A 21,611-nucleotide genomic window follows, 5' to 3' on the forward strand; every position below is an offset into this window, starting at 1 on the left:
CGCTCTCAGCGAAGTCCACGCCGTTTTGGGAACCCTGGTACAGGCAGGCCGGGGATTCCCGCTTTTATTGCTCCCGGAGATGGATCTCCAGCCGCCAGCGGTCACCGACCTTGCTCCCGGCCCATTCCCCTTGCAGCGGCCGCGCCGCCAGCACTGTCAACAACAGCCCACCGTCACTCACTCGCGTACGCCAGTTCACATCCTTGCCATTGAGCTTGAGCTGGCCCTTCTGCGCGCGGCCTTCAGCCTGAAACAACAAAGCCACAGTACCGTCGATGATCTCGCCGTGCAGCTTCGGCTCATTGTTGAACCACACCACCAAGCCGTCAGCGGTCACGTCGACCTGCTGCAGCACGCTCGGGTCCGGCGTGGTCAGGCGACCGATCATCAAGCCGACCATCAAGCCGAAAATCGCCAACGAACCGATCACCCGCGGGAATAGTTTCGAACGCGGGTCGGCTGGCGGCGTAGAATGCGCGTCATCTTTACCTTCGGAGCCGTGCATGTTTCACGTCATCCTTTTTCAACCAGAAATTCCGCCGAACACCGGCAACGTTATCAGGCTGTGCGCCAACAGTGGCTGCCACCTGCATTTGATCGAACCGCTGGGTTTCGAGATGGACGACAAGCGCTTGCGCCGGGCCGGTCTCGACTACCACGAATATGCCACGTTGCAGCGCCACGCCGACCTCGCCAGTTGCTTGGAGAGCCTCGGCCACCCACGGTTGTTCGCGTTCACCACCAAGGGCTCGCGGCCGTTTCACGATGCCGCGTTCGTCCCGGGCGATGCGTTCATCTTCGGCCCGGAAAGCCGTGGCCTGCCGCCGGAAGTGCTGGACGCCCTGCCCGCCGAACAGCGCCTGCGCCTGCCGATGCGTGAAGGCTGCCGCAGCCTGAACCTGTCCAACACTGTGGCGGTGGCCGTGTACGAAGCGTGGCGGCAGAACGACTTTAAATAACCACCCGCCCGCAAAAACATCACCCCTGTAGGAGCTGCCGAAGGCTGCGATCTTTTGATCCTGTTTTTGAAGATCAAGATCAAAAGATCGCAGCCTGCGGCAGCTCCTACATGAAGTCATGAAGTCTGTATTCCAACCCAAGAAAAAAGCGCCCGTTACGGCGCTTTTTTCGTTGTCGCTCAAACCGCTTATTGTACGGTCGGCGTCTCGCCCGCAGCCTGCATGCGCTGCAGCTCTTGCGCGTACAGGGCGTCGAAGTTCACTGGCGCCAGCATCAGGGCCGGGAACGAACCGCGGGTCACCAGGCTGTCCAGGGTTTCGCGAGCATACGGGAACAGGATGTTCGGGCAGAACGCACCCAGGGTGTGGCTCATCGAAGCCGCGTCCAGGTTCTTGATCAGGAAGATACCGGCCTGCTGCACTTCAGCGATGAAGGCCACTTCGTCGCCGTTTTTCACGGTCACGGACAGGGTCAGCACGACTTCGTAGAAATCGCCTTCCAGTTCTTTCTGACGGGTATTCAGGTCCAGACCGACGGTAGGGTCCCACTGCTGGCGGAAGATCGCCGGGCTTTTCGGGGCTTCGAAGGACAGATCGCGTACGTAGATGCGCTGCAAGGAGAATTGCGGTGCGGTTTCTTCTTCGCTGGCTGCAGTGTTCTGTTGGTCAGTCATCTCAGATCCTTTCTGATCTTGGGTCTTTTAGGGATTGCTGTACGTGGGTGCAGCCGTTCAGGCCTTGAGCAGCGCGTCGAGCTTGCCGGCGCGCTCCAGGGCATACAAATCATCACAACCACCGATGTGCTTGTCGCCGATCCAGATCTGCGGCACGGACGTGCGTCCGGCCTTCTGGCTCATGGCAGCACGAATCTGCGGCTTGCCATCGACCTTGATCTCTTCGAAGGCCACACCTTTGTTCGCGAGCAATTGCTTGGCTCGCATGCAATAAGGGCAGTAATCGCTGGAGTAGACGATGACTTCGCTCATATCACTTCACCAACGGCAGGTTGTCGCCTTTCCAGCTGGAGATCCCGCCGGACAGCTTGGCGGCGGTGAAGCCGGATTTCATCAGCTCGCGAGCGTGGGTACCAGCGGTCTGGCCCAGGGCGTCCACCAGAATGATGGTCTTGGCCTTGTGCTTTTCCAGCTCACCGGCACGCGCGGCCAGCTTGTCTTGAGGAATGTTGATCGCGCCAACGATATGACCGGCGGCGTAATCTTTCGCCGGACGGATGTCCACCACCACGCCTGCGTCCTTGTTGACCAGTGCGGTCAGCTCGCCAGTGCTCAGGCTTTTACCGCCGCCCTGCATCGTGTGCGCCAGCAGCAGAGCCAGCAGTACGACGAAGATACCGACAAGAATGTAGTGGTTAGTGGCAAATTCAATCAGGTGAGCAACCATCGAAGGAGGTTCCAGGGCGTTAAAATGTCGGCCAGTATACACAGCCACTATGGTGGGCCAAACCCCGTCCGGCGGTGACGCCGCAGGAACTTCGCTTTAAACTGCCACTCCCTTTTCCATCGCCCTCTTCTTTATTAGCCACGAGTGGATTCCATGACTACCACGCCTAAACCTTTGGTCCTGATGATTCTCGACGGCTTCGGTCACAGTGACAGCCACGAATCCAATGCCGTGTATGCGGCGAAGAAGCCAGTGCTCGATCGCCTGTGGGCCACGGTGCCGAACGGCCTGATCTCGGGCAGCGGCATGGACGTTGGTCTGCCGGACGGCCAGATGGGCAACTCTGAAGTCGGCCACATGAACCTCGGCGCCGGGCGCGTGGTGTATCAGGACTTCACGCGCGTGACCAAAGCGATCCGCGACGGTGAGTTTTTCGAGAACCCGACCATCTGCGCCGCTGTGGATAAAGCCGTGGCCGCCGGCAACGCCGTGCATTTCATGGGCCTGCTGTCCGATGGCGGCGTGCACAGCCACCAGGATCACTTGATCGCCATGGCCGAGCTGGCATTCAAGCGCGGCGCCGAAAAAATCTACCTGCACGCCTTTCTTGATGGCCGCGACACGCCGCCAAAGAGCGCCGCTTCGTCGATCGAACTGCTCGATGCGACGTTCCAGGCGCTCGGCAAGGGCCGCATCGCCAGCCTCATCGGTCGCTACTACGCGATGGACCGTGACAACCGTTGGGACCGTGTATCACAGGCCTACAACTTGATCGTCGACGGTAACGCCGAATTCAACGCCGCCACTGCTCAGGAAGGCCTCGACGCTGCCTACGCCCGTGGCGAAAGCGACGAATTCGTCAAAGCCACCACCATCGGCGAGCCGGTCAAGGTTGAAGACGGCGACGCCGTGGTGTTCATGAACTTCCGCGCCGACCGCGCCCGCGAGCTGAGCCGCGTGTTCGTCGAAGACGATTTCAAGGAATTCGAGCGCGCGCGCCAGCCAAAAGTGCAGTACGTCGGCTTGACCCAATACGCCGCCAGCATCCCGGCCCCGGCCGCCTTCGCTCCGGGCAGCCTGGAAAATGTACTTGGCGACTACCTGGCAAAAAACGGCAAGACCCAGCTGCGCATCGCCGAAACCGAAAAATACGCACACGTCACTTTCTTCTTTTCCGGTGGCCGTGAAGAACCGTTCCCGGGCGAAGAGCGCATTCTGATCCCGTCGCCGAAAGTCGCCACCTACGACCTGCAGCCGGAAATGAGTGCACCGGAAGTGACTGACCGCATCGTCGACGCCATCGAACACCAGCGTTACGACGTGATCGTGGTCAACTACGCCAACGGCGACATGGTCGGCCACAGCGGCGTGTTCGAAGCAGCAGTGAAGGCCGTGGAATGCCTGGACACCTGCGTCGGGCGCATCGTCGAGGCGCTGGAAAAAGTCGGCGGCGAAGCGCTGATCACCGCTGACCACGGCAACGTCGAAAAAATGGCCGATGAAGAAACCCACCAGGCGCACACCGCGCACACCACCGAGCCTGTGCCGTTCATTTATGTCGGCAAGCGTGACCTCAAGGTCCGTGACGGCGGCGTACTGGCGGACGTGGCTCCGACCATGCTGATGCTGCTGGGCCTGGAAAAACCGGCGGAGATGACGGGTACGTCGATTCTGGTGTAAGTCGCCAGATCAAACACCGCCAAACCCTGTGGGAGCTGGCTTGCAAGCGATAGCAATCTGACAGCCAACAGCTATGTTGAATGAGCAGACGCCATCGCTGGCAAGCCAGCTCCCACAGTGGTTTATGGGGTTTTCGAAATGGAAATGGGCCTCTGCGCCGCTCCAGTTATCACACAAGCCCAATTGGGCGTTTTTTTTGCAGCCCCGGGCGGGCATACTAGGCCGTCCATTACCCTGGTGCCGCCCGCCTCTATGCTCCGCGTCCTGATCGCCCTCGCTCTGACCTGCCTGCTCCAACCGGCCTTCGCTGACGAGCGCGCGCAAACCCAACAGCAGTTGGATGCCACGCGTCAGGACATTGCCGAGCTGAAAAAGCTGCTGGGCAAGCTGCAGGAAGAAAAATCCGGTGTGCAGAAAGAGCTCAAGGGTACCGAAACCGAAATGGGCAAGCTCGAGAAGCAGGTCGATGCCCTGCAGAAAGAGCTGAAGAAGAGCGAATCCGAGCTGCAGCGACTCGATGCGGAGAAAAAAAAACTCCAGAGCGCGCGCACTGAACAGCAGCGACTGATCGCCATCCAGGCCCGCGCGGCCTATCAGAACGGCCGTCAGGAATACCTCAAGCTGCTGCTCAACCAGCAGAATCCCGAGAAATTCGCCCGCACCCTCACCTATTACGATTACCTGAGCCAGGCCCGCCTGGAGCAGTTGAAGAACTTCAACGAAACCCTGCGCCAACTGGCCAATGTCGAAAAAGACATCGCCACGCAGCAGGCGCAATTGCTGGTGCAGAAAAGCAGCCTCGACAGCCAGCGCGACGAGCTGGAAAAAGTCCGCAAGGAGCGCCAGCAAGTCCTCGCCAAGCTCAACGATGACGTGAAAGCCCGCGACCAGAAACTGGCCGCCCGCGAGCAGGATCAGGCAGACCTGTCTAAAGTCCTTAAAACCATTGAAGAAACCCTGGCCCGTCAGGCCCGTGAGGCAGAAGAAGCGCGGCAGAAAGCGCTGATCGCCCAGCAGGAAGCGGAAAAAAAGCGTTTGCGTGAGGCGCAGGCTGACACCAGCGACGCCCCACGAAAACCTGCCAGATCAACCCCCGGCGCACTGGTGTCCAGCAGCGGCGAGACCTTCGGTGGCCCTTTTGCTGCAACCCGGGGAAAACTTCCGTGGCCGGTTGATGGTCGATTGCTGGCACGCTTCGGCGAAAGCCGGGGCGACGATGCCCGCACCAAGTGGGATGGCGTGATGATCAGCGCCGCCGCCGGCAGCCAGGTGCATGCCGTACACGGCGGGCGCGTGGTGTTCGCCGACTGGTTGCGCGGTGCCGGGCTGCTGGTGATCCTCGATCACGGCAATGGTTATCTGAGTCTTTACGGTCACAACCAGACGCTGCTCAAGTCGGCCGGTGACGTGGTAAAAGCCGGTGAGTCGATCTCCACTGTGGGTAACAGTGGCGGTCAGGACACACCAGCGCTGTATTTCGCAATTCGTCAGCAGGGTCACCCGAGTGATCCGGCGCAATGGTGTCACGCGCAAGGATAAGCGCGTCGCCTAATTCAGGAGTTCGTTCGACATGCTGCATTTGTCCCGCCTTACCTCGCTGGCCCTGACGATCGCTCTGGTGATCGGCGCGCCTCTGGCGTTCGCCGCTCAACCGGCCCCGGCCGTCGCTCCGGCAGGCACTGCCGCGACCGCCAAGGCACCGTTGCCGCTGGAAGAGTTGCGCACCTTTGCCGAGGTAATGGACCGGATCAAGGCCGCCTATGTCGAGCCGGTGGACGACAAGACCCTGCTGGAAAACGCGATCAAGGGCATGCTCAGCAACCTCGATCCGCATTCCGCCTATCTCGGCCCTGAAGACTTCACCGAATTGCAGGAGAGCACCAGCGGCGAATTCGGCGGCCTGGGCATCGAAGTCGGCTCCGAAGACGGTTTCATCAAGGTCGTCTCGCCGATCGACGACACCCCGGCATCGAAGGCCGGCATTCAGGCCGGGGACTTCATCGTCAAGATCAACGGCCAGCCGACCCGCGGCCAGACCATGACCGAAGCCGTGGACAAGATGCGCGGCAAGATCGGCCAGAAAATCACCCTGACCCTGGTGCGCGATGGCGGTACGCCGTTCGACGTGACTCTGGCCCGCGCCGTGATTCAAGTGAAGAGCGTCAAGGCGCAACTGCTGGAGTCGGGCTACGGCTACATCCGCATCACTCAGTTCCAGGTCAAGACCGGCGAAGAGGTCTCCAAGGCCCTGGCCAAGTTGCGCAAGGACAACGGCAAGAAGCTCAACGGCATCATCCTCGACCTGCGCAACAACCCGGGCGGCGTGTTGCAGGCCGCCGTGGAAGTGGTCGACCACTTCATCAAGAAAGGCCTGATCGTTTACACCAAAGGCCGGATCGCCAACTCCGAACTGCGCTTCTCCGCCACCGGCAAGGATGAAAGCGAAGCCGTGCCAATGGTCGTATTGATCAACGGTGGCAGCGCCTCGGCCTCGGAAATTGTCGCCGGCGCCCTGCAGGATCAGAAACGCGCCGTGGTCATGGGCACCACCAGTTTCGGCAAAGGCTCGGTGCAGACCGTGCTGCCGCTGAACAACGACCGCGCACTGAAGATCACCACGGCGCTGTACTTCACGCCGAACGGTCGCTCGATCCAGGCCCAGGGCATCGTCCCGGACATCGAAGTGCGCAAGGCCAAGATCACCAACGAAGCCGACGGCGACTACTTCAAGGAAGCCGACCTGCAAGGTCACCTGGGCAACGGCAACGGCGGCGCGGACAAGCCGACCGGTTCCGGCGCCAAGGCCAAGGCCATGCCGCAGGATGACGATTACCAGTTGGCCCAGGCGCTGAGCCTGCTCAAAGGGCTGAGCATCACGTCCGGCCGTTGAGGATGTCGTTGCGTTTCTTCTTCGTCCTGCTGTGCTGTCTGGCGGGTGCTGCTCACGCAGAGCCTGCCAGAACCACCCCGCCAAAAGCCTACCTGACGCTGATCATCGACGACCTGGGGCAGAACCTGCCCCGGGATCGCCGCGTGCTGGCCCTGCCCGGCCCGGTGACCACAGCGATCATGCCCGACACGCCGCACGCTACCGAATTCGCCCGCGAAGCGCATCGCGCCGGCAAGATCGTGATTCTGCACATGCCGATGGACCCGGCCACCGGCCCGTACGCCTGGCATCCTGAACTACCGCTCGAGGAACTGCAAAAGCGCCTCGACGCCGCCTTCAAAATGGTCCCCTACACGGCGGGCATCAACAACCACATGGGCAGTCGCATGACCGCCCAGCCGGTGGCAATGGCGTGGCTGATGGGTGAGTTGCAACGTCGGCACAAATTCTTCGTCGACAGCCGCACCAGCGCCCAGACCGTCGCAGCGCAGCAGGCACAGAAGATCGATCTGGCGAGTGTCTCGCGGGATGTGTTCCTCGATGACGAGCGCACCGAAGCCGCCATCTTCACCCAACTGCAGACCGCCATCAGCCTGGCGCGCAAGCAGGCGTCAGCGGTGATGATCGGTCACCCGTATCCACAGACCCTGGCAGTCCTGGAACGTGAATTGCCGAAGCTCAAGGCACAAGGCATCGAGTGGATCGACATCAAGCAGATGATCAGCGTGCGCAGCAATCGCGCCACCGCCGCCCATGGCAAGGACGGCGTCTACCGTTGAACAGCCTCGCCCGCTATACATAATTACCGCCAAACGGCCCGCCCATGGCCGGATAGTGAGCCCTGCAACCGTGACGACTCTTCCCGAGTCGTCTTTCACTATCAGGGCTGATTATGAATACCGAAGACAAGGACGCAGGCGTCCCGCAACAGGCAAAACCGATCACGCTGGACAATCTGCTGATCAACTTCACGACTGATTTCCAGCGAATCTGGGACAGCAGCGGATCGAAAGCGGCACCCGGGAGCTTTTGGCGCCCGACGCCCTCTCCCGAGATGCTGCCGGGCTACTTTCCTTTAGGCGATGTCGTGGTGGGCAGCCACGACAACATCAACGCAAAACACGTCGTGGCCGTTGTCAGCGAGCGCGAGACCGACCCGACAAAAGCCAAAGCCCTCAGTGCGCCCCTCGACTTTGAACAAGTCTGGAAAGATACCGGCTCGGGCGCCAAAACCAACTGCACGGTCTGGCGACCGCTGCCCCCGGCCGGCTACGTTGCCTTGGGCCAGGTGTGCTCCAGCGGCGACGACAAGCCACTGCTCAGTAGCGTGCGCTGCGTCAGGGCCGACCTGGTGATCGCTTCAACGGTCGGCAATATGCTCTGGAGCGACAAGGGCAGCGGTGCACGGCAGAGTTTCAGTGCCTGGAGCGTCACACCGCCCAGCGCACCGCCGGGAGACATTCACTTCGCGCCGGGGACCTTCATTGCGGCAGACAGCTTCAACCGACCACAGGCCGATGTCAGTGTCTTTGCCCTGCGGATGCAGATCGCGCCGCTGATCAAATCATCGCCAGTGTTGCCGGCGCTCCGCGCAGCGGACGCTCCGCAAAGCAACGGAGCGGCCTCCCTCGCTCAAGTGGTGGAACTTCCGTGGTTCGTGGTCAAGGATGACCTGTCACCGCTCGAACAATTACGCACCACGCCCTTTTATCGCCTGGAAAGAACCGACCAGTATTATCTGGTCGGGAGCGGACACAACACGGGCGACAAGGCGCGGGCATTCAAGTGGACTGCGCAACGGTTGCAGAATCCGAAGGTGCTGCGCCTGTTCACTCAGGTTACCGCCATCAGTTTTGTGAGCGCCTGGGCAACGAAGGGCGACGTCCATCCGTCACTGCCATTCTCGGCGAGACTCGACAGCCAGTTCACGCACTGCGAAACCTCAACCAGCGGCTGGCTGACACCGTTCGTCAGCCACGTCCTCGCCATGGCCGGCAAAGGCAAATTCGTCGCGGCTTATCAGCAGGAGAGTTTCTACGAGCTGCTTCGTGCAGATGGCTCGCAAGCGGGGATCAACCTTGGTTACACCCAGTTCGAGAGCCTGGAACTGCTGCAGTATCCGCCGCAAGAATGCATCCACGACACAGCGGGCAAGGTGTTGCCGACGGCTACAGATAGCGCCCCATGATTTCGTCGACCACACCGTCCTTGCGCATCTGATCCAGCGCCGCCTGCAGCTTGGCGACCGTTGCATCCGACACGTCCTTGTTCAGCGCCAGGTACAACTCGGCGCTGTTGAAGCGCAATACGGTCTTGAGACCGGTGACCCCGTCCTGCCGCGCCAGGTAACGCCCGGCAGGATCACCGGTGGCCCACAGGTCGATCTGGCCGTTGACCAGTTTTTTCGCGTTGTCCTGATCGCGCAACACCACCATTGGCTTCAAGCCCTGCTTGGCCAGGGTCTCGGCAATTGCGTCGCCCTTGTAGGCACCGATCTTGTATTTGCGCGCATCGTTGAGGGTTTCGAGGGTGATCTTGCTGTCGGCCCGGGCCAACATGATCCAGTCGTCCGGACCGATCGGGCCGACCCATTTGAACAGGTTTTCGCGATCCGGCAGGCGCGCCATCACGAAAGCACCGTAACCGGGATTTTCCAGTGCCAGTTTGTAGACCCGCTCCCAGGGAAAGCGCAGCGTCAGGCTGTAAGTGAGCCCGGCGCGCTTGAACATTTCACGCACGATGTCGGCGGCAATGCCGTTGATGTTCTCGCCCTTGGCGAAATTCTTGCCGTCTTTCGCCATGTTGTAGGGCGGAAAGTTTTCGGTGAGGAGCACCAGATCGGTGTCGGGACTGTTTTCGGCCCGCGCCGTGTTGAGCAACAACACAGAAGCACTGGCGAGAACAAGAAGCAGGCGTTTGATCATGTCGGGCTACCGGAATCCATGGCGTGCCCAAGAGTGCCTTGGGTACGCCATGCTGTCCACTGGCCTGTACGGTTTAGCGCATCACAATGCCGCGTTTGGCCATGTACGCTTTCGCTTCCTGCACGGTGTATTCGCCGAAGTGGAAAATACTCGCCGCCAGTACCGCGCTGGCGTGGCCTTCAAGGATGCCGTCGGCCAGATGCTGCAGATTGCCGACGCCGCCGGAAGCGATCACCGGAATGCCCAGCGCATCGCTGATCGCGCGAGTCACGCCAAGGTCGAAGCCGTTTTTCATGCCGTCCTGATCCATGCTGGTCAGCAGGATCTCGCCGGCACCCAGGCCTTCCATCTTCTTCGCCCACTCGACTGCATCGAGACCGGTCGGCTTGCGCCCGCCGTGGGTGAAGATTTCCCAACGCGGGGTTTCACCCGGGCCGGAGACCTTCTTCGCGTCGATAGCGACGACGATGCATTGCGAGCCGAAATGCTGCGCCGCTTCACCGACGAATTCCGGGTTGAACACCGCTGCGGTATTGATCGAGACCTTGTCCGCACCGGCGTTGAGCAGGTTGCGGATGTCCTGCACGGTGCGCACGCCGCCGCCGACGGTCAGCGGAATGAACACCTGGCTGGCCATGCGCTCGACGGTATGCAGCGTGGTGTCGCGGCCATCGACGCTGGCGGTGATGTCGAGAAAGGTAATCTCGTCGGCACCCTGCTCGTCATAACGACGGGCGATTTCCACCGGGTCGCCGGCATCGCGGATGTTCTCGAACTTCACACCTTTGACGACCCGGCCGTTGTCCACGTCCAGGCAAGGGATGATGCGTTTGGCCAGCGCCATGGTCAGTCCTCAGCCTTGGTACGAATCGCAGAAAGCTTGCGCTTCGGCGACGTCGAGGGTGCCTTCGTAGATCGCCCGGCCAGTGATTGCGCCAATGATGCCCGGCGCCTTGGCGTCGAGCAGCGACTTGATGTCACCCAGATTGTGGATACCGCCGGAGGCAATTACCGGGATCTTCGTCGCAGCAGCCAGCGCAGCGGTGAACGGTACGTTGCAGCCCTGCATCATGCCGTCTTTGGCGATGTCGGTATAAACGATCGACGATACACCGTCAGCTTCGAACTGCCTGGCCAGGTCGATGACCTGCACGGTGCTGATTTCAGCCCAGCCATCGGTGGCGACGAAGCCGTCTTTGGCATCCAGACCGACGATGATCTTGCCCGGGAACGCACGGCAGGCTTCAGCGACGAACGCCGGATCCTTCACCGCTTTGGTGCCGATGATCACATAACTCACGCCCGCCTTGACGTAATGCTCGATGGTTTCCAGCGAACGGATACCGCCGCCGATCTGGATCGGCAGGTTCGGGTAGCGTTTGGCAATCGCGGTCACCACTTCGCCGTTGACCGGCTGACCTTCGAACGCGCCGTTCAGATCGACCAGATGCAGACGACGGCAACCGCCCTCCACCCACTTGGCAGCCATGCTCACCGGGTCATCGGAGAACACTGTGGAATCTTCCATGCGGCCCTGGCGCAGACGTACGCAGGCACCGTCTTTAAGATCGATAGCGGGAATAATCAGCATCTGGCAAACCTTCAAATTTGAATGTTCAGCTTGGCTCGGAAATCAGTTTTTCTCGAGCGCCCACAGGTCGCTTTCGATGCTTTCAAACCGCTCTTTGAGGTGGGTCTGCACATCGAAAATCGCCCTGTTGTAATAGTGCGGAGCAATTTCGCGGGTAAACAGCTCAAGAATTTCCGCCGCTTCGAACGAACCCAGGTCGAGTTCGAACCGATCCTCCATGAACCGCTGAATCTTGCGATTGGCCTCGCTCTCCTGTTCGGGAGTGAGGGTCAGGATCGGCGGCTTGGATTTCCTGGCAGCCATTTACCAGCGACCGTCCCACGCGGCGAAGTTCTGCAGCAATTGCAGGCCATGGGTATGGCTCTTCTCCGGGTGGAACTGCACAGCGAAACGCGAGCCATCGGCCAGCGCGGCAGCGAAATCGACCCCGTAATGACCGCTACCGACTACCTGCCGCGCATTGGCGGCAGCGATGTAGTAGCTGTGCACGAAGTAGAAACGCGCCCCGTCCGGAATGTCGTGCCACAGCGGGTGGCTGACCTTCTGCTGCACCTCGTTCCAGCCCATGTGCGGGACTTTCAGATGCTCGCCGTCTTCATGTAGGTCTTTGCCGAAGAACTTCACCGCGCCCGGGAACAGGCCGATGCAGTCGACGCCGTCGTTCTCTTCGCTGCTGTCGAGCAGAGCTTGCATGCCGACGCAGATGCCGAGGAACGGACGATCCTGGCTGACTTCACGCACCAGTGCGTCGAAACCGAGACGACGGATCTCCGCCATGCAATCGCGAATCGCACCAACGCCGGGGAACACCACGCGGTCGGCTTCGCGGATCACGTCGGCATCGCTGGTGATCAGCACTTTGCCGGCGCCGACGTGCTCGAGGGCCTTGGCCACCGAGTGCAGGTTGCCCATGCCGTAGTCGATAACTGCAACCGTCTGCATTACAGAACGCCTTTGGTCGATGGCATTTGCCCGGCCATGCGCTCATCCAGCTCGACGGCCATGCGCAGCGCGCGGCCGAAAGCCTTGAACACGGTTTCGATCTGGTGGTGGGTGTTGGTGCCACGCAGGTTGTCGATGTGCAGGCTGACCAAGGCGTGGTTGACGAAGCCCTGGAAGAATTCCTGGAACAGGTCGACGTCGAAGCCGCCCACGGTGGCGCGGGTGTACGGCACGTGCATCTGCAGGCCCGGGCGACCGGAGAAGTCGATCACCACGCGCGACAGCGCTTCATCGAGCGGCACGTAGGCGTGACCGTAGCGACGGATGCCTTTCTTGTCGCCGATGGCTTTGGCGAAGGCCTGGCCGAGGGTGATACCGACGTCTTCCACGGTATGGTGGTCGTCGATATGCAGATCGCCCTTGCATTCAATATCCAGGTCGATCAACCCGTGACGGGCGATCTGATCCAGCATGTGCTCAAGAAAAGGAACACCGATATCGAATCGGGCCTTTCCGGTGCCATCAAGGTTGATCGAGGCTTTGATCTGGGTTTCCAGAGTGTCGCGCTCGACAGACGCCTTACGTTCGGCCATCACCAGCTCCGCAAAATCATTGGGCGAAAAAGGCAGCCATTATAGGCACGCGGGGCCGAAACAGAAACACGCGACGTGATATGCCTGACGGACAGAAGCCCCGGCTGTCGCGGGTAGACATGTCCATACAAGCCATTACAGCCACCCCGAAAACAAATGTGGGAGCGAGCCTGCTCGCGAATGCGGTGAGTCAGCCAACACTTATGGCAACTGACAGTCCGTCTTCGCGAGCAGGCTCGCTCCCACAGGGGTACTGCGTTTTACCCATTACTTAGTGAAACAGTACCGCCGTCTTCTGCAGGGTCACCCACACACCCCACGCCAACGGAATGCCCACCACCAGCCACGCGGCAATTGCCAGCGGCTTGCTGCCCGGCGCGGCTTTCCACTCCAGCACAGTGCTTGCATCAGCACCTTTGTCGTGGCCCAGCGCCTGTTCGGCGGCCAGTTCGGCGTCGGTCATGAAGTACTTGTCGGCCACCGGACGCACCAGCAGGTTGCACAGGAAGCCCAGCACCAGCAGGCCGGCGAGGATGTACAGGGTGATGTCGTAAGCAGCCGCGCGTTCAACGCCGATGCTCAACTGATACTCACGCAGGTAGTTCACCAACACCGGACCGAGCACGCCGGCGGCGGCCCAGGCAGTCAGCAGGCGACCGTGGATCGCGCCGACCATTTGCGTACCGAACAGGTCGGCCAGATACGCCGGAACGGTCGCAAAACCACCGCCGTACATCGACAGGATGATACAGAACGCCGCCACGAACAGTGCAACGTTGCCCAGATGGCCCATGTTCGGGATCAACGCGTACAGGGCAAAACCGAGGGCGAAGAACACGAAGTAAGTGTTTTTGCGACCCAGGTAGTCCGAGAACGAGGCCCAGAAGAAACGGCCACCGATGTTGAACAGGCTCAGCAGACCGGTGAAGCCGGCAGCGATCGCGGCGATCGAAGCCAGTTGCCCGGCGTCCAGTTGACCGAACGGCACGTCAACGCCCAGCAGCTTGCCGCCGAACACTTCCTGCAGCAGGGGCGAGGCCATGCCGAGGATGCCGATACCGGCCGACACGTTCAGGCACAGCACCAGCCACACCAGACGGAACTGTGGGGTTTTCCACGCTACATTCACGTGGACGTGACGGTGAGTGATCATCGAGTTCGAGGCTTTTTTCGCCGGAGCGGTCCAGCCTTCAGGCTTCCACCCGGTTGGCGGCACGCGGTAGGCCAACGCGCCACCGATCATGAACACGAAGTAGATCGCGGCCATGGCCACGAAGCTCTGCCAGACGCCGACACCGGCAGGCGAAGCGAAGTGGCTCATCAGCGCAGTCGCCAACGGTGCACCCACCATCGCACCGCCGCCGAAGCCCATGATCGCCATGCCGGTCGCCATGCCGCGCTTGTCCGGGAACCACTTGATCAGGGTCGAGACCGGCGAGATATAGCCCAGGCCCAGACCGATACCACCGATCACGCCGGAGCCGATCCACATCAGCCAGATCTGGTGGGTATAAATCCCCAGTGCCGAGATCAGCAGACCGCCGCACCAGCACAATGCCGACACAACGCCAGCCTTGCGTGGCCCGGCGTGTTCCAGCCAGCCACCCCAGATCGCGGCCGAGCAGCCGAGGAAGATGAAGAACAAGGTGTAGATCCAGCCGAGCATGGAGATCGGCCAGTCGCATTGCGAAGAGAAGACCTGAGCCATGAAGCTCATGTCCGGCGCGCAAGCCACGGGCGCGGTGACACCCAATGCCTTGGACAGCGGCAGCCAGAACACCGAGAAACCGTAGGCCATGCCGATGCACAGGTGGATGGCCAGAGCGGCCGGTGGAACCAGCCAACGGTTGAAACCGGGCTTGGCGATAATGCGTTCCTTGGACAGGAACGCAGGCTGGTCGGCGCGAAGGCCGTCCGCCGTGATGCTCGTGCTCATTGTGTATCCCCCAATTATTAGTATGGTTCGCCAGCCACTGCTCACCCTCGGCCTTTATGCACGCCGGCATGACCGTTTTTTCGGGTGAAGCTCCTTGAAGGCGCGACGTTAAGTCGCAGAAGGACGGACGAACCGGCGAAGGTTACCATTTGCACGTGACAGAAAAACCAAACTGATATCACCTTTTTCATGTCATCTGATCTCCTCCCCCACAGGAAAAAGCCATGCCGATCGTTGTCCAAGCGCTGCACGATGCCAGTTACCAGGATCAACAGGATCTGCAGAAAATCTATCGGGACGCCCCGCAATGGCTGTTCGCACCGTATTCCGGGGACGCTCAACTGATCGAAAATAGCCTGGCTGACGGCTCTTTGATTGCAGGACGTTTCAATGATCGCCTGCTGGGCGCAGCACGCCTGACAAGGCACGACAGGATTTGGTACTTGTCACATTTGTGTGTACGAAAAGTCACCCGGCGCCGTGGGGTGGCTGAGCGATTGGTGAACCAAGCGCAGAAAATGGCGTCGCAAGCGGGTGCGCAACTGCGCCTGCTGGCACCGGCCGGACACCTTGAAACCCAGGCGCTGACCACCAAATTGCAAGTGCCGCTGGACGTCATCGCGACATGACAGCGCCCCGAACCGGGCGGATGCAGCGCTATACTCCCCGGCTAAATTACGAATTCGACTAACTACAAGGACTCGCCCATGAAAGCGTTCGGCAAAATCCTGGGTCTGGTACTTCTCGGGCTGTTGCTGATCATTGTGGCGGCGGGCTTCGCCCTGACCCACCTGTTTGATCCCAACGACTACAAAGACGAGATTCGCCAGATAGCCCGCGACAAGGCCCACATCGAGCTGACGCTCAATGGCGATATCGGTTGGAGCCTGTTCCCGTGGCTGGGCCTGGAACTGCATGAAGCCAGCATCGCCACCCTGATCAATCCGACCGAGCCGTACGCCGATCTGCAAATGCTTGGTCTGTCCGTGCGCGTGCTGCCATTGCTGCGCCGCGAAGTGCAAATGAGCGACGTGCGTGTCGAAGGCCTGAACCTGCGCCTGAAACGCGACAAGAACGGCCACGGCAACTGGGAAGACATCGGCAAGCTGCCGCCTCCTGCCGTGCCTGCCGGCAGCCCTGCGCCAGCCAGCCCGCCTGTCGCAGAGGCCACCGCCCAGCCGGAAAAACCGCCGCAGCCGATCCGCCTCGACATCGACAGCCTGACCGTCAACAACGCCCGGGTTGAATACAACGATGAGCAGACCGGCAAACAGTACAGCGCCGAAAGCATCCAGCTGAGCACCGGTGCGGTACACGACTCGACCAACATTCCGCTGAAAGCCACGGCGTTCCTCAGCACCAATCAGCCTGTGCTGCGCGTGCGTACCGAACTCAATGGCGAGCTGCGCATCGAGCGTGCATTGCAACGCTACAAGTTCGAAGACATGAAGTTGTCCGGCGAGCTGACTGGCGATCCACTGCAGGGCAAGGCCATGACCTTCTCCGCCCAAGGGCAGATATTGCTGGACAAGGCAGCGAACGTCGCCGAATGGACCGGGATCAAGATATCTGCCAACCAGTTGCGCGCCTTGGGTGAGTTGAAAGCCAACGACCTCGACAAGACTCCGCAGATCACTGGCGGCATCTCCATCGCCCAGTTCGATCTGGCCAAGTTCGTCGACAGCATCGGCCAGACACTGCCAGCGATGGCGCCTGGCAGCCTGAGCAAGGTCGAGCTGGTCAGCCGCGTGGCCGCCACGCCCAGCAGCGTTGCCTTCGACAATATCAACCTGAAACTCGACGACAGCAGCTTCAGCGGGCGCATTGCCGTGGAAGACTTCGCCAAGCAGTCGCTGCGGGCGATCCTCAAGGCTGACACGTTCGACGTCGACCGCTACCTGCCGCCGAAATCGGAAAAAGCCAAAAACGCCACGCAAGTGCGTCAGGCCGAAGTCGCCAGTACCGAAGCCGATGCCATGGCCGGCGCCGGCGCCGGCAGCACACCGCTGCCGGACAAGCCAAGCAAAAGCGCCTGGAGCACCGAGCGCCTGCTACCGGTCGAGCGCCTGGCCAAACTCGACGTTGATGCCGATCTGAGCTTCGGCCAACTGACCCTCGATAAACTGCCGATCCAGAACGCCGCGCTCAAAGCCACCGGCCAGGGCGGCCTGCTGACTCTGGAAAACCTGCGCGGCGGGCTGTACAACGGCGACTTCGAAGCCAAGGGCACCCTCGATGTGCGCCCGAGCGCGCCAGTGTTGAATCTGCAAACCCGGATCAACCGCGTGCCGGTGGAGAAAATCCTCGAAAGCCAGGGCAAGAACCCGCCAGTCAAAGGCCTGGTCACACTGACCAGCAGTCTCACCGGCAGCGGCAACAGCCAGCAGGCGCTGATCGAAACCCTCAATGGCAACGCCAGTTTCGTGATCAACAACGGCGTGCTGCTCAACGCCAACCTTGAACAGCAACTGTGCAAAGGCATCGCCACGCTTAACCGCAAAACCCTCAGCGGCGAGCCACGGGGCAAGGACACGCCGTTCCAGGAACTCAAGGGCAACCTGACCTTGCGCAACGGCGTGGCCAGCAACCCGGACCTGAAGGTGCGCATCCCCGGCATGACCGTCAACGGCGACGGCGACATCGACCTGCGGGTGCTGGGCATGGATTACCGCGTCGGCATCATCGTCGAAGGCGACACCAGCGCGATGCCGGACCCGGCCTGTCAGGTCGGCGAGAAGTTCGTCGGCATCGAGTGGCCGCTGCGCTGCCGTGGTCCGCTGGAGCTGGGCGCCAAGGCCTGCCGTGTGGACAACGAACGTCTCGGCCAGGTCGCGACCAAAATCGCCGGTGACAAACTCAGCGAGAAGATCGATGAAAAACTCGGCGACAAGGTCAGCCCGGAATTGAAAAACGCATTGAAGGGGCTGTTCAAGCGATGAGAGCGGAGCAGTTTTCCACCGCGGTGCTGGAATGGTTCGACCGGCACGGCCGCCACGATTTGCCTTGGCAGCAGGACATCAATCCGTATCGGGTATGGGTGTCGGAGATCATGTTGCAGCAGACCCAGGTCAGCACCGTGCTCAATTACTTCGACCGCTTCATGACCGCGCTGCCGACGGTACAAGCATTGGCCGAAGCGCCGGAGGACGAAGTGCTGCATCTGTGGACGGGGCTGGGTTACTACACCCGCGCGCGCAATCTGCAGAAGACCGCAAAGATCGTCGTCAGCCAGTACGGCGGCGAATTTCCGCGGGACGTTGAAAAGCTCACCGACCTGCCGGGTATCGGCCTGTCCACCGCCGGGGCCATTGCCAGCATCAGCATGGGCCTGCGCGCGCCGATCCTCGATGGCAACGTTAAACGCGTCCTGGCGCGTTTTACTGCGCAAGAGGGTTACCCGGGTGAACCGAAGGTCGCCAAACAGCTGTGGGCCAACGCAGAGCGTTTCACGCCGCATGATCGGGTCAATGCCTATACCCAGGCGATGATGGATCTCGGCGCCACGTTATGCACGCGCAGCAAACCGAGCTGCCTGCTGTGTCCACTGGAAAAGGGCTGCGAGGCGCACATGCTCGGCCTGGAAACACGCTACCCGATCCCCAAACCGCGCAAAGCGATCCCGCAAAAACGTACGCTGATGCCGATGCTCGCCAATGGCGACGGCGCGATTCTGCTTTATCGCCGTCCCTCCAGCGGTCTGTGGGGCGGTTTGTGGAGCTTGCCGGAACTCGAAGATCTCGACGACCTGCAACATCTGGCCGACCAGCACTCGCTGACCATGGGTGAGCAGCAGGCACTGCCAAGCCTCGTTCACACCTTCAGTCACTTCCAGCTGTCCATCGAACCCTGGCTGGTTCAGGTACAAGAGGCCACCCATCACATGGCCGAGGCCGACTGGCTCTGGTATAACCTCGCCACCCCGCCGCGCCTGGGCCTTGCCGCCCCGGTCAAAACCTTGCTCGAGCGCGCGGCCGCCGTATTGAACGCAGGAGAGTCGTCATGACCCGCACCATCATGTGCCGCAAGTACAAAGAAGAATTGCCCGCGCTGGAACGCGCTCCTTTCCCGGGCGCCAAAGGTCAGGACATTTTTGACCACGTCTCGGCCAAGGCCTGGGCTGACTGGCAGAAACACCAGACCCTGCTGATCAACGAAAAGCGCCTGAACATGATGAATGCCGAAGACCGCAAATATCTTCAGGGCGAAATGGACAAGTACTTCTCCGGCGAGGAATACGCCAAGGCCGAAGGCTACGTTCCGCCTGCAGAGTAAACCTGCAAAATCAGGGGTCGGATCGTAAGCGACGGAATTAATTTAAGAAATTTTAAAAAAGTCGTTGACGTAAATCCGAAAAACCCTTTTAATGCGCCCCGTTGCCCAGATAGCTCAGTCGGTAGAGCAGGGGATTGAAAATCCCCGTGTCGGCGGTTCGATTCCGTCTCTGGGCACCAAATACCGAAAACCCTGAATCGCAAGATTCAGGGTTTTTTTATGCCTGCGATTTGATGGCGGCTCACTCCAGCCTTTTTACAGGGCTGCGCAAATGCGCGACGGGTTTCGAACAAAGGCGATCCGCGCTACTTTGGCCGCACCTTATGGAAGAGGGTCATCCGCTCGATGAACCAGAAAAGAACCCGCGTGCCCCTGCCCCATCCGCCACCCTATCGCCAGAGCCGGATTGCATTCTGGCTGATGATAGTGGTCGGCATACTGATCGCCTTCCTCATCGCCGCGTCAACTTATCTGATCATCCACAGTTTGATGAGCGGCTCCATCGCCACCTGGAACCGATCCGGCCCACGCCACACCTACACCCTGGCGCAGCAACCCCGAATGTTCTGGTTCGAGATCGTGTCGCAGTGCGTCGGCACTCTGTTCCTGATAGCCGTCGGCTGGATTGGATTGTGGATTCACCGAATGGCGCGCGAGCCCGGTGACAAGCAGAAGGCCAAGCGCACGCGGCAGTGACACTTTCAGAAAATGCCGGAGCGGTCCAACACATCAGGCGCGGGACTGTACCGCGCCTGATGTGTTGCCAGTGCATCATCCATTGACCACTTCAACTCCAGTGAAACACCAGATTGCGCGCCGTGCCGCTGCCAACGTCAGTCACGTCGCGCCGCTCCTGGCCATTGAGCGTGGCCCGCACAATGTATTTGCCTGGCGGCAACTGCACATACACCAACGGCCCTGCCTGATTGAGGGTCAGCACGGTTTGTCCCGAGGCTTTTTCAATTGTCACGTCGACGTTGGCGGCGTACTCGTTTTGCATGCCGACCGAGTAGGTCATATGGAGGTTGTAGCCGGGGGTTTGCTGAATGGCTTTTGACTCGTCCAAGCCGATCCCGCCGGACAGATAATTGATGCCGTTTTGCTGTTGTTGCTGGACTTGCACACCGGCACTGTCGATCGGGTCGAGATTGGCCGCCTGCAACATCGCCGGAAAAGTCAATGCAGCCATCGCCGCGATGGGCAGCAGGAATGAAAGAACACGTTTCATGATGACAACTCCCGGGCTCTTGTAGAGCCCTACCGTTACTCCTTATTTGATCCGGCCAGGTAAGCACGTGTTTTAGAATGATTGGCACTTGGCCAGGGTGCGAAAGGGACTAATTCGAGACGCACCGCGGCTCGAATTTACAGAGTCGCTAACCTTCAATCCGGAACGCACTGCGTTCCGAGTGATTGCGCAGGCCGGCGTTGAAGCTCATTCTCGATCCGTCTTCGCCAAGGACAGGTCCATATGAATTCACGCAGTCCCGCGTTTACGCCCGACACAGCAACCGTGAGCGAACCTTTCAAAGAAGCTGCCGCAGATGGCTTTATGCTCGGCGGCTTCACCTGGCGTCCCGCCCTGCCCGATGCGCAACGCCCGGTAGTCATCATCAACGCCGCCACCTCGGTACGCTGCCGACACTATTCACGCTTCGCCGATTACCTGTTCGCCAACGGCTTCGACGTGATCACCTACGACTATCGAGGCATCGGCGAATCGCGTCCGGCAACCCTGAGAGGCCTTGTGGCTTCATGGACCGACTGGGGCGCGCTGGATTTCGAGGCGATGCTCAAGCGCGCGCAACGAGAGTTCCCCGGCCAGCCCATCGATGTGGTCGGCCACAGTTTCGGCGGTTGCGCGGCGGGACTGGGTGAGTCCGGGCAGGTCATTCGTCGGCTGGTGACGGTCGGCGCGCAGTTCGCTTACTGGCGCGACTACGCGCCGGAACAGCGCTGGCGCATGTTCGGCAAATGGCATGTGCTGATGCCGCTTCTGACGCGCCTCTGTGGCTATTTCCCAGGCAAACACCTTGGCTGGCTGGAGGACACGCCAGCAGGCGTCGTGCGCGACTGGAGCACGCCTGCCGCGCGCTACGAGCAGCGTCCGAGTGGCCGCCGACTGCTGAAAACAACCGGCCGCCTGCCCTTCGCCAATGTCCGCGCGCACATCCTGGCGATCAGCATCAGCGACGACCCGTACGGCACGATCCCGGCCATCGAACGCCTGCTCGGCTACTTCAGTCATGCGCACAAAACCCACCTGCGCATCGCGCCGCAGGACATCGGCGAACAACAAGTCGGACATTTCGCCTTTTTTCGTAGCGCATACCAAGCCACACTATGGCCCATCGCTCTGACCTGGCTGCAAACCGGCGAACTGCCCCCCGACACACCCGGGCGGACAGTGCCGCGCAGCTGAG

24 protein-coding genes and 1 tRNA gene are annotated in these 21,611 nt (G+C 60.7%); 13 read left to right on the forward strand and 12 right to left on the reverse strand.

What is annotated here, in order from left to right:
- Positions 1-64 precede the first annotated feature (64 nt).
- On the reverse strand, positions 65-505 hold the full coding sequence (locus B1722_RS19125; RefSeq protein ID WP_041071428.1) for a hypothetical protein: 441 nt from the start codon (positions 503-505) through the stop codon (positions 65-67).
- Here B1722_RS19125 and B1722_RS19130 point away from each other — a divergent pair.
- Entirely contained in the window at positions 504-959 is a 456-nt protein-coding gene (locus tag B1722_RS19130; RefSeq protein ID WP_041071426.1) for a tRNA (cytidine(34)-2'-O)-methyltransferase, read from the forward strand. The two genes, B1722_RS19125 and B1722_RS19130, sit on opposite strands and share 2 nt — an antisense overlap.
- A gap of 188 nt (positions 960-1,147) precedes the next feature.
- On the opposite strand, the gene secB is transcribed toward B1722_RS19130, so the two are convergent.
- From secB to B1722_RS19145, 3 genes are read right to left on the reverse strand one after another with little or no spacing between them, the layout of a single operon-like run.
- Positions 1,148-1,633, reverse strand: coding sequence for a protein-export chaperone SecB (gene secB / locus B1722_RS19135; RefSeq protein ID WP_025110924.1), 486 nt, complete (start codon positions 1,631-1,633; stop codon positions 1,148-1,150).
- A 57-nt stretch (positions 1,634-1,690) separates the two neighbouring features.
- The gene (grxC, locus tag B1722_RS19140; protein ID WP_041071421.1) at positions 1,691-1,945 is read right to left on the reverse strand and encodes a glutaredoxin 3; all 255 of its coding nucleotides are present in this window, start codon (positions 1,943-1,945) and stop codon (positions 1,691-1,693) included.
- A gap of 1 nt (position 1,946) precedes the next feature.
- The gene (locus B1722_RS19145; RefSeq protein WP_041071418.1) at positions 1,947-2,360 is read right to left on the reverse strand and encodes a rhodanese-like domain-containing protein; all 414 of its coding nucleotides are present in this window, start codon (positions 2,358-2,360) and stop codon (positions 1,947-1,949) included.
- A gap of 153 nt (positions 2,361-2,513) precedes the next feature.
- On the opposite strand from B1722_RS19145, the gene gpmI reads away from it, so the two are divergent.
- From gpmI to B1722_RS19170, 5 genes are all read left to right on the forward strand, one after another.
- A complete protein-coding gene (gpmI, locus tag B1722_RS19150) occupies positions 2,514-4,040 on the forward strand; it encodes a 2,3-bisphosphoglycerate-independent phosphoglycerate mutase (protein ID WP_086793948.1) in 1,527 nt (508 codons plus the stop codon).
- A 252-nt stretch (positions 4,041-4,292) separates the two neighbouring features.
- On the forward strand, positions 4,293-5,579 hold the full coding sequence (locus tag B1722_RS19155) for a murein hydrolase activator EnvC (RefSeq protein WP_086793950.1): 1,287 nt from the start codon (positions 4,293-4,295) through the stop codon (positions 5,577-5,579).
- Positions 5,580-5,610: 31 nt separating this feature from the next.
- A complete protein-coding gene (locus B1722_RS19160) occupies positions 5,611-6,930 on the forward strand; it encodes a S41 family peptidase (RefSeq protein ID WP_041071409.1) in 1,320 nt (439 codons plus the stop codon).
- A gap of 2 nt (positions 6,931-6,932) precedes the next feature.
- A complete protein-coding gene (locus B1722_RS19165) occupies positions 6,933-7,709 on the forward strand; it encodes a divergent polysaccharide deacetylase family protein (protein WP_086793952.1) in 777 nt (258 codons plus the stop codon).
- 113 nt (positions 7,710-7,822) lie between these two features.
- Positions 7,823-9,118, forward strand: coding sequence for a Vps62-related protein (locus B1722_RS19170; protein ID WP_041071403.1), 1,296 nt, complete (start codon positions 7,823-7,825; stop codon positions 9,116-9,118).
- Here the strand turns inward: B1722_RS19170 and B1722_RS19175 are convergent.
- The 7 genes from B1722_RS19175 to B1722_RS19205 all read right to left on the reverse strand — a co-directional run bounded on the left by B1722_RS19175 (position 9,099) and on the right by B1722_RS19205 (position 14,916).
- The gene (locus B1722_RS19175; protein WP_041071400.1) at positions 9,099-9,854 is read right to left on the reverse strand and encodes an ABC transporter substrate-binding protein; all 756 of its coding nucleotides are present in this window, start codon (positions 9,852-9,854) and stop codon (positions 9,099-9,101) included. The genes B1722_RS19170 and B1722_RS19175 overlap by 20 nt on opposite strands.
- 73 nt (positions 9,855-9,927) lie before the next feature.
- Entirely contained in the window at positions 9,928-10,698 is a 771-nt protein-coding gene (hisF, locus tag B1722_RS19180; protein ID WP_007909211.1) for an imidazole glycerol phosphate synthase subunit HisF, read from the reverse strand.
- A 9-nt stretch (positions 10,699-10,707) separates the two neighbouring features.
- Positions 10,708-11,445: a 1-(5-phosphoribosyl)-5-[(5-phosphoribosylamino)methylideneamino]imidazole-4-carboxamide isomerase gene (gene hisA, locus B1722_RS19185; RefSeq protein WP_041071396.1), complete on the reverse strand. Its 738-nt coding sequence runs from the start codon at positions 11,443-11,445 to the stop codon at positions 10,708-10,710.
- A 42-nt stretch (positions 11,446-11,487) separates the two neighbouring features.
- Positions 11,488-11,748 (reverse strand): DUF2164 domain-containing protein, encoded by a 261-nt coding sequence (locus tag B1722_RS19190; protein WP_041071393.1) that lies wholly within the window; start codon positions 11,746-11,748, stop codon positions 11,488-11,490.
- On the reverse strand, positions 11,749-12,387 hold the full coding sequence (gene hisH / locus B1722_RS19195) for an imidazole glycerol phosphate synthase subunit HisH (RefSeq protein ID WP_041071390.1): 639 nt from the start codon (positions 12,385-12,387) through the stop codon (positions 11,749-11,751).
- Positions 12,387-12,980, reverse strand: a complete 594-nt coding sequence (gene hisB / locus B1722_RS19200) for an imidazoleglycerol-phosphate dehydratase HisB (RefSeq protein ID WP_007909204.1) — start codon at positions 12,978-12,980, stop codon at positions 12,387-12,389. The genes hisH and hisB overlap by 1 nt, the downstream gene beginning before the upstream one ends.
- Positions 12,981-13,251: 271 nt before the next feature.
- Positions 13,252-14,916 (reverse strand): OFA family MFS transporter, encoded by a 1,665-nt coding sequence (locus B1722_RS19205; RefSeq protein WP_041071385.1) that lies wholly within the window; start codon positions 14,914-14,916, stop codon positions 13,252-13,254.
- Positions 14,917-15,140: 224 nt separating this feature from the next.
- On the opposite strand from B1722_RS19205, the gene B1722_RS19210 reads away from it, so the two are divergent.
- The 6 genes from B1722_RS19210 to B1722_RS19235 all read left to right on the forward strand — a co-directional run bounded on the left by B1722_RS19210 (position 15,141) and on the right by B1722_RS19235 (position 19,884).
- Complete coding sequence (locus B1722_RS19210; protein WP_041071382.1) at positions 15,141-15,545, forward strand: acetyl-CoA sensor PanZ family protein; 405 nt, start codon at positions 15,141-15,143, stop codon at positions 15,543-15,545.
- Positions 15,546-15,623: 78 nt separating this feature from the next.
- The gene (locus B1722_RS19215; RefSeq protein WP_086793954.1) at positions 15,624-17,855 is read left to right on the forward strand and encodes an AsmA family protein; all 2,232 of its coding nucleotides are present in this window, start codon (positions 15,624-15,626) and stop codon (positions 17,853-17,855) included.
- Complete coding sequence (gene mutY / locus B1722_RS19220; protein ID WP_086793956.1) at positions 17,852-18,919, forward strand: A/G-specific adenine glycosylase; 1,068 nt, start codon at positions 17,852-17,854, stop codon at positions 18,917-18,919. Before B1722_RS19215 ends, mutY begins: the two co-directional genes overlap by 4 nt.
- Positions 18,916-19,188: an oxidative damage protection protein gene (locus B1722_RS19225; protein ID WP_008024947.1), complete on the forward strand. Its 273-nt coding sequence runs from the start codon at positions 18,916-18,918 to the stop codon at positions 19,186-19,188. Before mutY ends, B1722_RS19225 begins: the two co-directional genes overlap by 4 nt.
- A 103-nt stretch (positions 19,189-19,291) precedes the next feature.
- Positions 19,292-19,367 (forward strand) — tRNA-Phe (locus B1722_RS19230).
- A gap of 166 nt (positions 19,368-19,533) precedes the next feature.
- Positions 19,534-19,884, forward strand: a complete 351-nt coding sequence (locus tag B1722_RS19235; protein ID WP_086793957.1) for a hypothetical protein — start codon at positions 19,534-19,536, stop codon at positions 19,882-19,884.
- Positions 19,885-19,975: 91 nt separating this feature from the next.
- Here the strand turns inward: B1722_RS19235 and B1722_RS19240 are convergent, their stop codons facing one another.
- On the reverse strand, positions 19,976-20,416 hold the full coding sequence (locus B1722_RS19240) for a hypothetical protein (protein WP_041071366.1): 441 nt from the start codon (positions 20,414-20,416) through the stop codon (positions 19,976-19,978).
- 243 nt (positions 20,417-20,659) lie between these two features.
- Here B1722_RS19240 and B1722_RS19245 point away from each other — a divergent pair, with 243 nt between their 5' ends.
- A complete protein-coding gene (locus B1722_RS19245; RefSeq protein WP_086793959.1) occupies positions 20,660-21,610 on the forward strand; it encodes an alpha/beta fold hydrolase in 951 nt (316 codons plus the stop codon).
- Position 21,611: the final 1 nt, after the last annotated feature.

The sequence above is a fragment of the Pseudomonas sp. SCPG-7 genome, assembly GCF_002156405.1.
Lineage (GTDB): Bacteria > Pseudomonadota > Gammaproteobacteria > Pseudomonadales > Pseudomonadaceae > Aquipseudomonas > Aquipseudomonas parakoreensis.

Bases quoted from the DNA above. Each gene is read 5' to 3' on its own strand.
- B1722_RS19130 (WP_041071426.1), top strand. From the start codon at position 504: ATGTTTCACGTCATCCTTTTTCAACCAGAAATTCCGCCGAACACCGGC.
- B1722_RS19125 (WP_041071428.1), bottom strand. From the start codon at position 505: ATGCACGGCTCCGAAGGTAAAGATGACGCGCATTCTACGCCGCCAGCC.
- secB (WP_025110924.1), bottom strand. From the start codon at position 1,633: ATGACTGACCAACAGAACACTGCAGCCAGCGAAGAAGAAACCGCACCG.
- grxC (WP_041071421.1), bottom strand. From the start codon at position 1,945: ATGAGCGAAGTCATCGTCTACTCCAGCGATTACTGCCCTTATTGCATG.
- B1722_RS19145 (WP_041071418.1), bottom strand. From the start codon at position 2,360: ATGGTTGCTCACCTGATTGAATTTGCCACTAACCACTACATTCTTGTC.
- gpmI (WP_086793948.1), top strand. From the start codon at position 2,514: ATGACTACCACGCCTAAACCTTTGGTCCTGATGATTCTCGACGGCTTC.
- B1722_RS19155 (WP_086793950.1), top strand. From the start codon at position 4,293: ATGCTCCGCGTCCTGATCGCCCTCGCTCTGACCTGCCTGCTCCAACCG.
- B1722_RS19160 (WP_041071409.1), top strand. From the start codon at position 5,611: ATGCTGCATTTGTCCCGCCTTACCTCGCTGGCCCTGACGATCGCTCTG.
- B1722_RS19165 (WP_086793952.1), top strand. From the start codon at position 6,933: ATGTCGTTGCGTTTCTTCTTCGTCCTGCTGTGCTGTCTGGCGGGTGCT.
- B1722_RS19170 (WP_041071403.1), top strand. From the start codon at position 7,823: ATGAATACCGAAGACAAGGACGCAGGCGTCCCGCAACAGGCAAAACCG.
- B1722_RS19175 (WP_041071400.1), bottom strand. From the start codon at position 9,854: ATGATCAAACGCCTGCTTCTTGTTCTCGCCAGTGCTTCTGTGTTGTTG.
- hisF (WP_007909211.1), bottom strand. From the start codon at position 10,698: ATGGCGCTGGCCAAACGCATCATCCCTTGCCTGGACGTGGACAACGGC.
- hisA (WP_041071396.1), bottom strand. From the start codon at position 11,445: ATGCTGATTATTCCCGCTATCGATCTTAAAGACGGTGCCTGCGTACGT.
- B1722_RS19190 (WP_041071393.1), bottom strand. From the start codon at position 11,748: ATGGCTGCCAGGAAATCCAAGCCGCCGATCCTGACCCTCACTCCCGAA.
- hisH (WP_041071390.1), bottom strand. From the start codon at position 12,387: ATGCAGACGGTTGCAGTTATCGACTACGGCATGGGCAACCTGCACTCG.
- hisB (WP_007909204.1), bottom strand. From the start codon at position 12,980: ATGGCCGAACGTAAGGCGTCTGTCGAGCGCGACACTCTGGAAACCCAG.
- B1722_RS19205 (WP_041071385.1), bottom strand. From the start codon at position 14,916: ATGAGCACGAGCATCACGGCGGACGGCCTTCGCGCCGACCAGCCTGCG.
- B1722_RS19210 (WP_041071382.1), top strand. From the start codon at position 15,141: ATGCCGATCGTTGTCCAAGCGCTGCACGATGCCAGTTACCAGGATCAA.
- B1722_RS19215 (WP_086793954.1), top strand. From the start codon at position 15,624: ATGAAAGCGTTCGGCAAAATCCTGGGTCTGGTACTTCTCGGGCTGTTG.
- mutY (WP_086793956.1), top strand. From the start codon at position 17,852: ATGAGAGCGGAGCAGTTTTCCACCGCGGTGCTGGAATGGTTCGACCGG.
- B1722_RS19225 (WP_008024947.1), top strand. From the start codon at position 18,916: ATGACCCGCACCATCATGTGCCGCAAGTACAAAGAAGAATTGCCCGCG.
- B1722_RS19235 (WP_086793957.1), top strand. From the start codon at position 19,534: ATGAACCAGAAAAGAACCCGCGTGCCCCTGCCCCATCCGCCACCCTAT.
- B1722_RS19240 (WP_041071366.1), bottom strand. From the start codon at position 20,416: ATGAAACGTGTTCTTTCATTCCTGCTGCCCATCGCGGCGATGGCTGCA.
- B1722_RS19245 (WP_086793959.1), top strand. From the start codon at position 20,660: ATGAATTCACGCAGTCCCGCGTTTACGCCCGACACAGCAACCGTGAGC.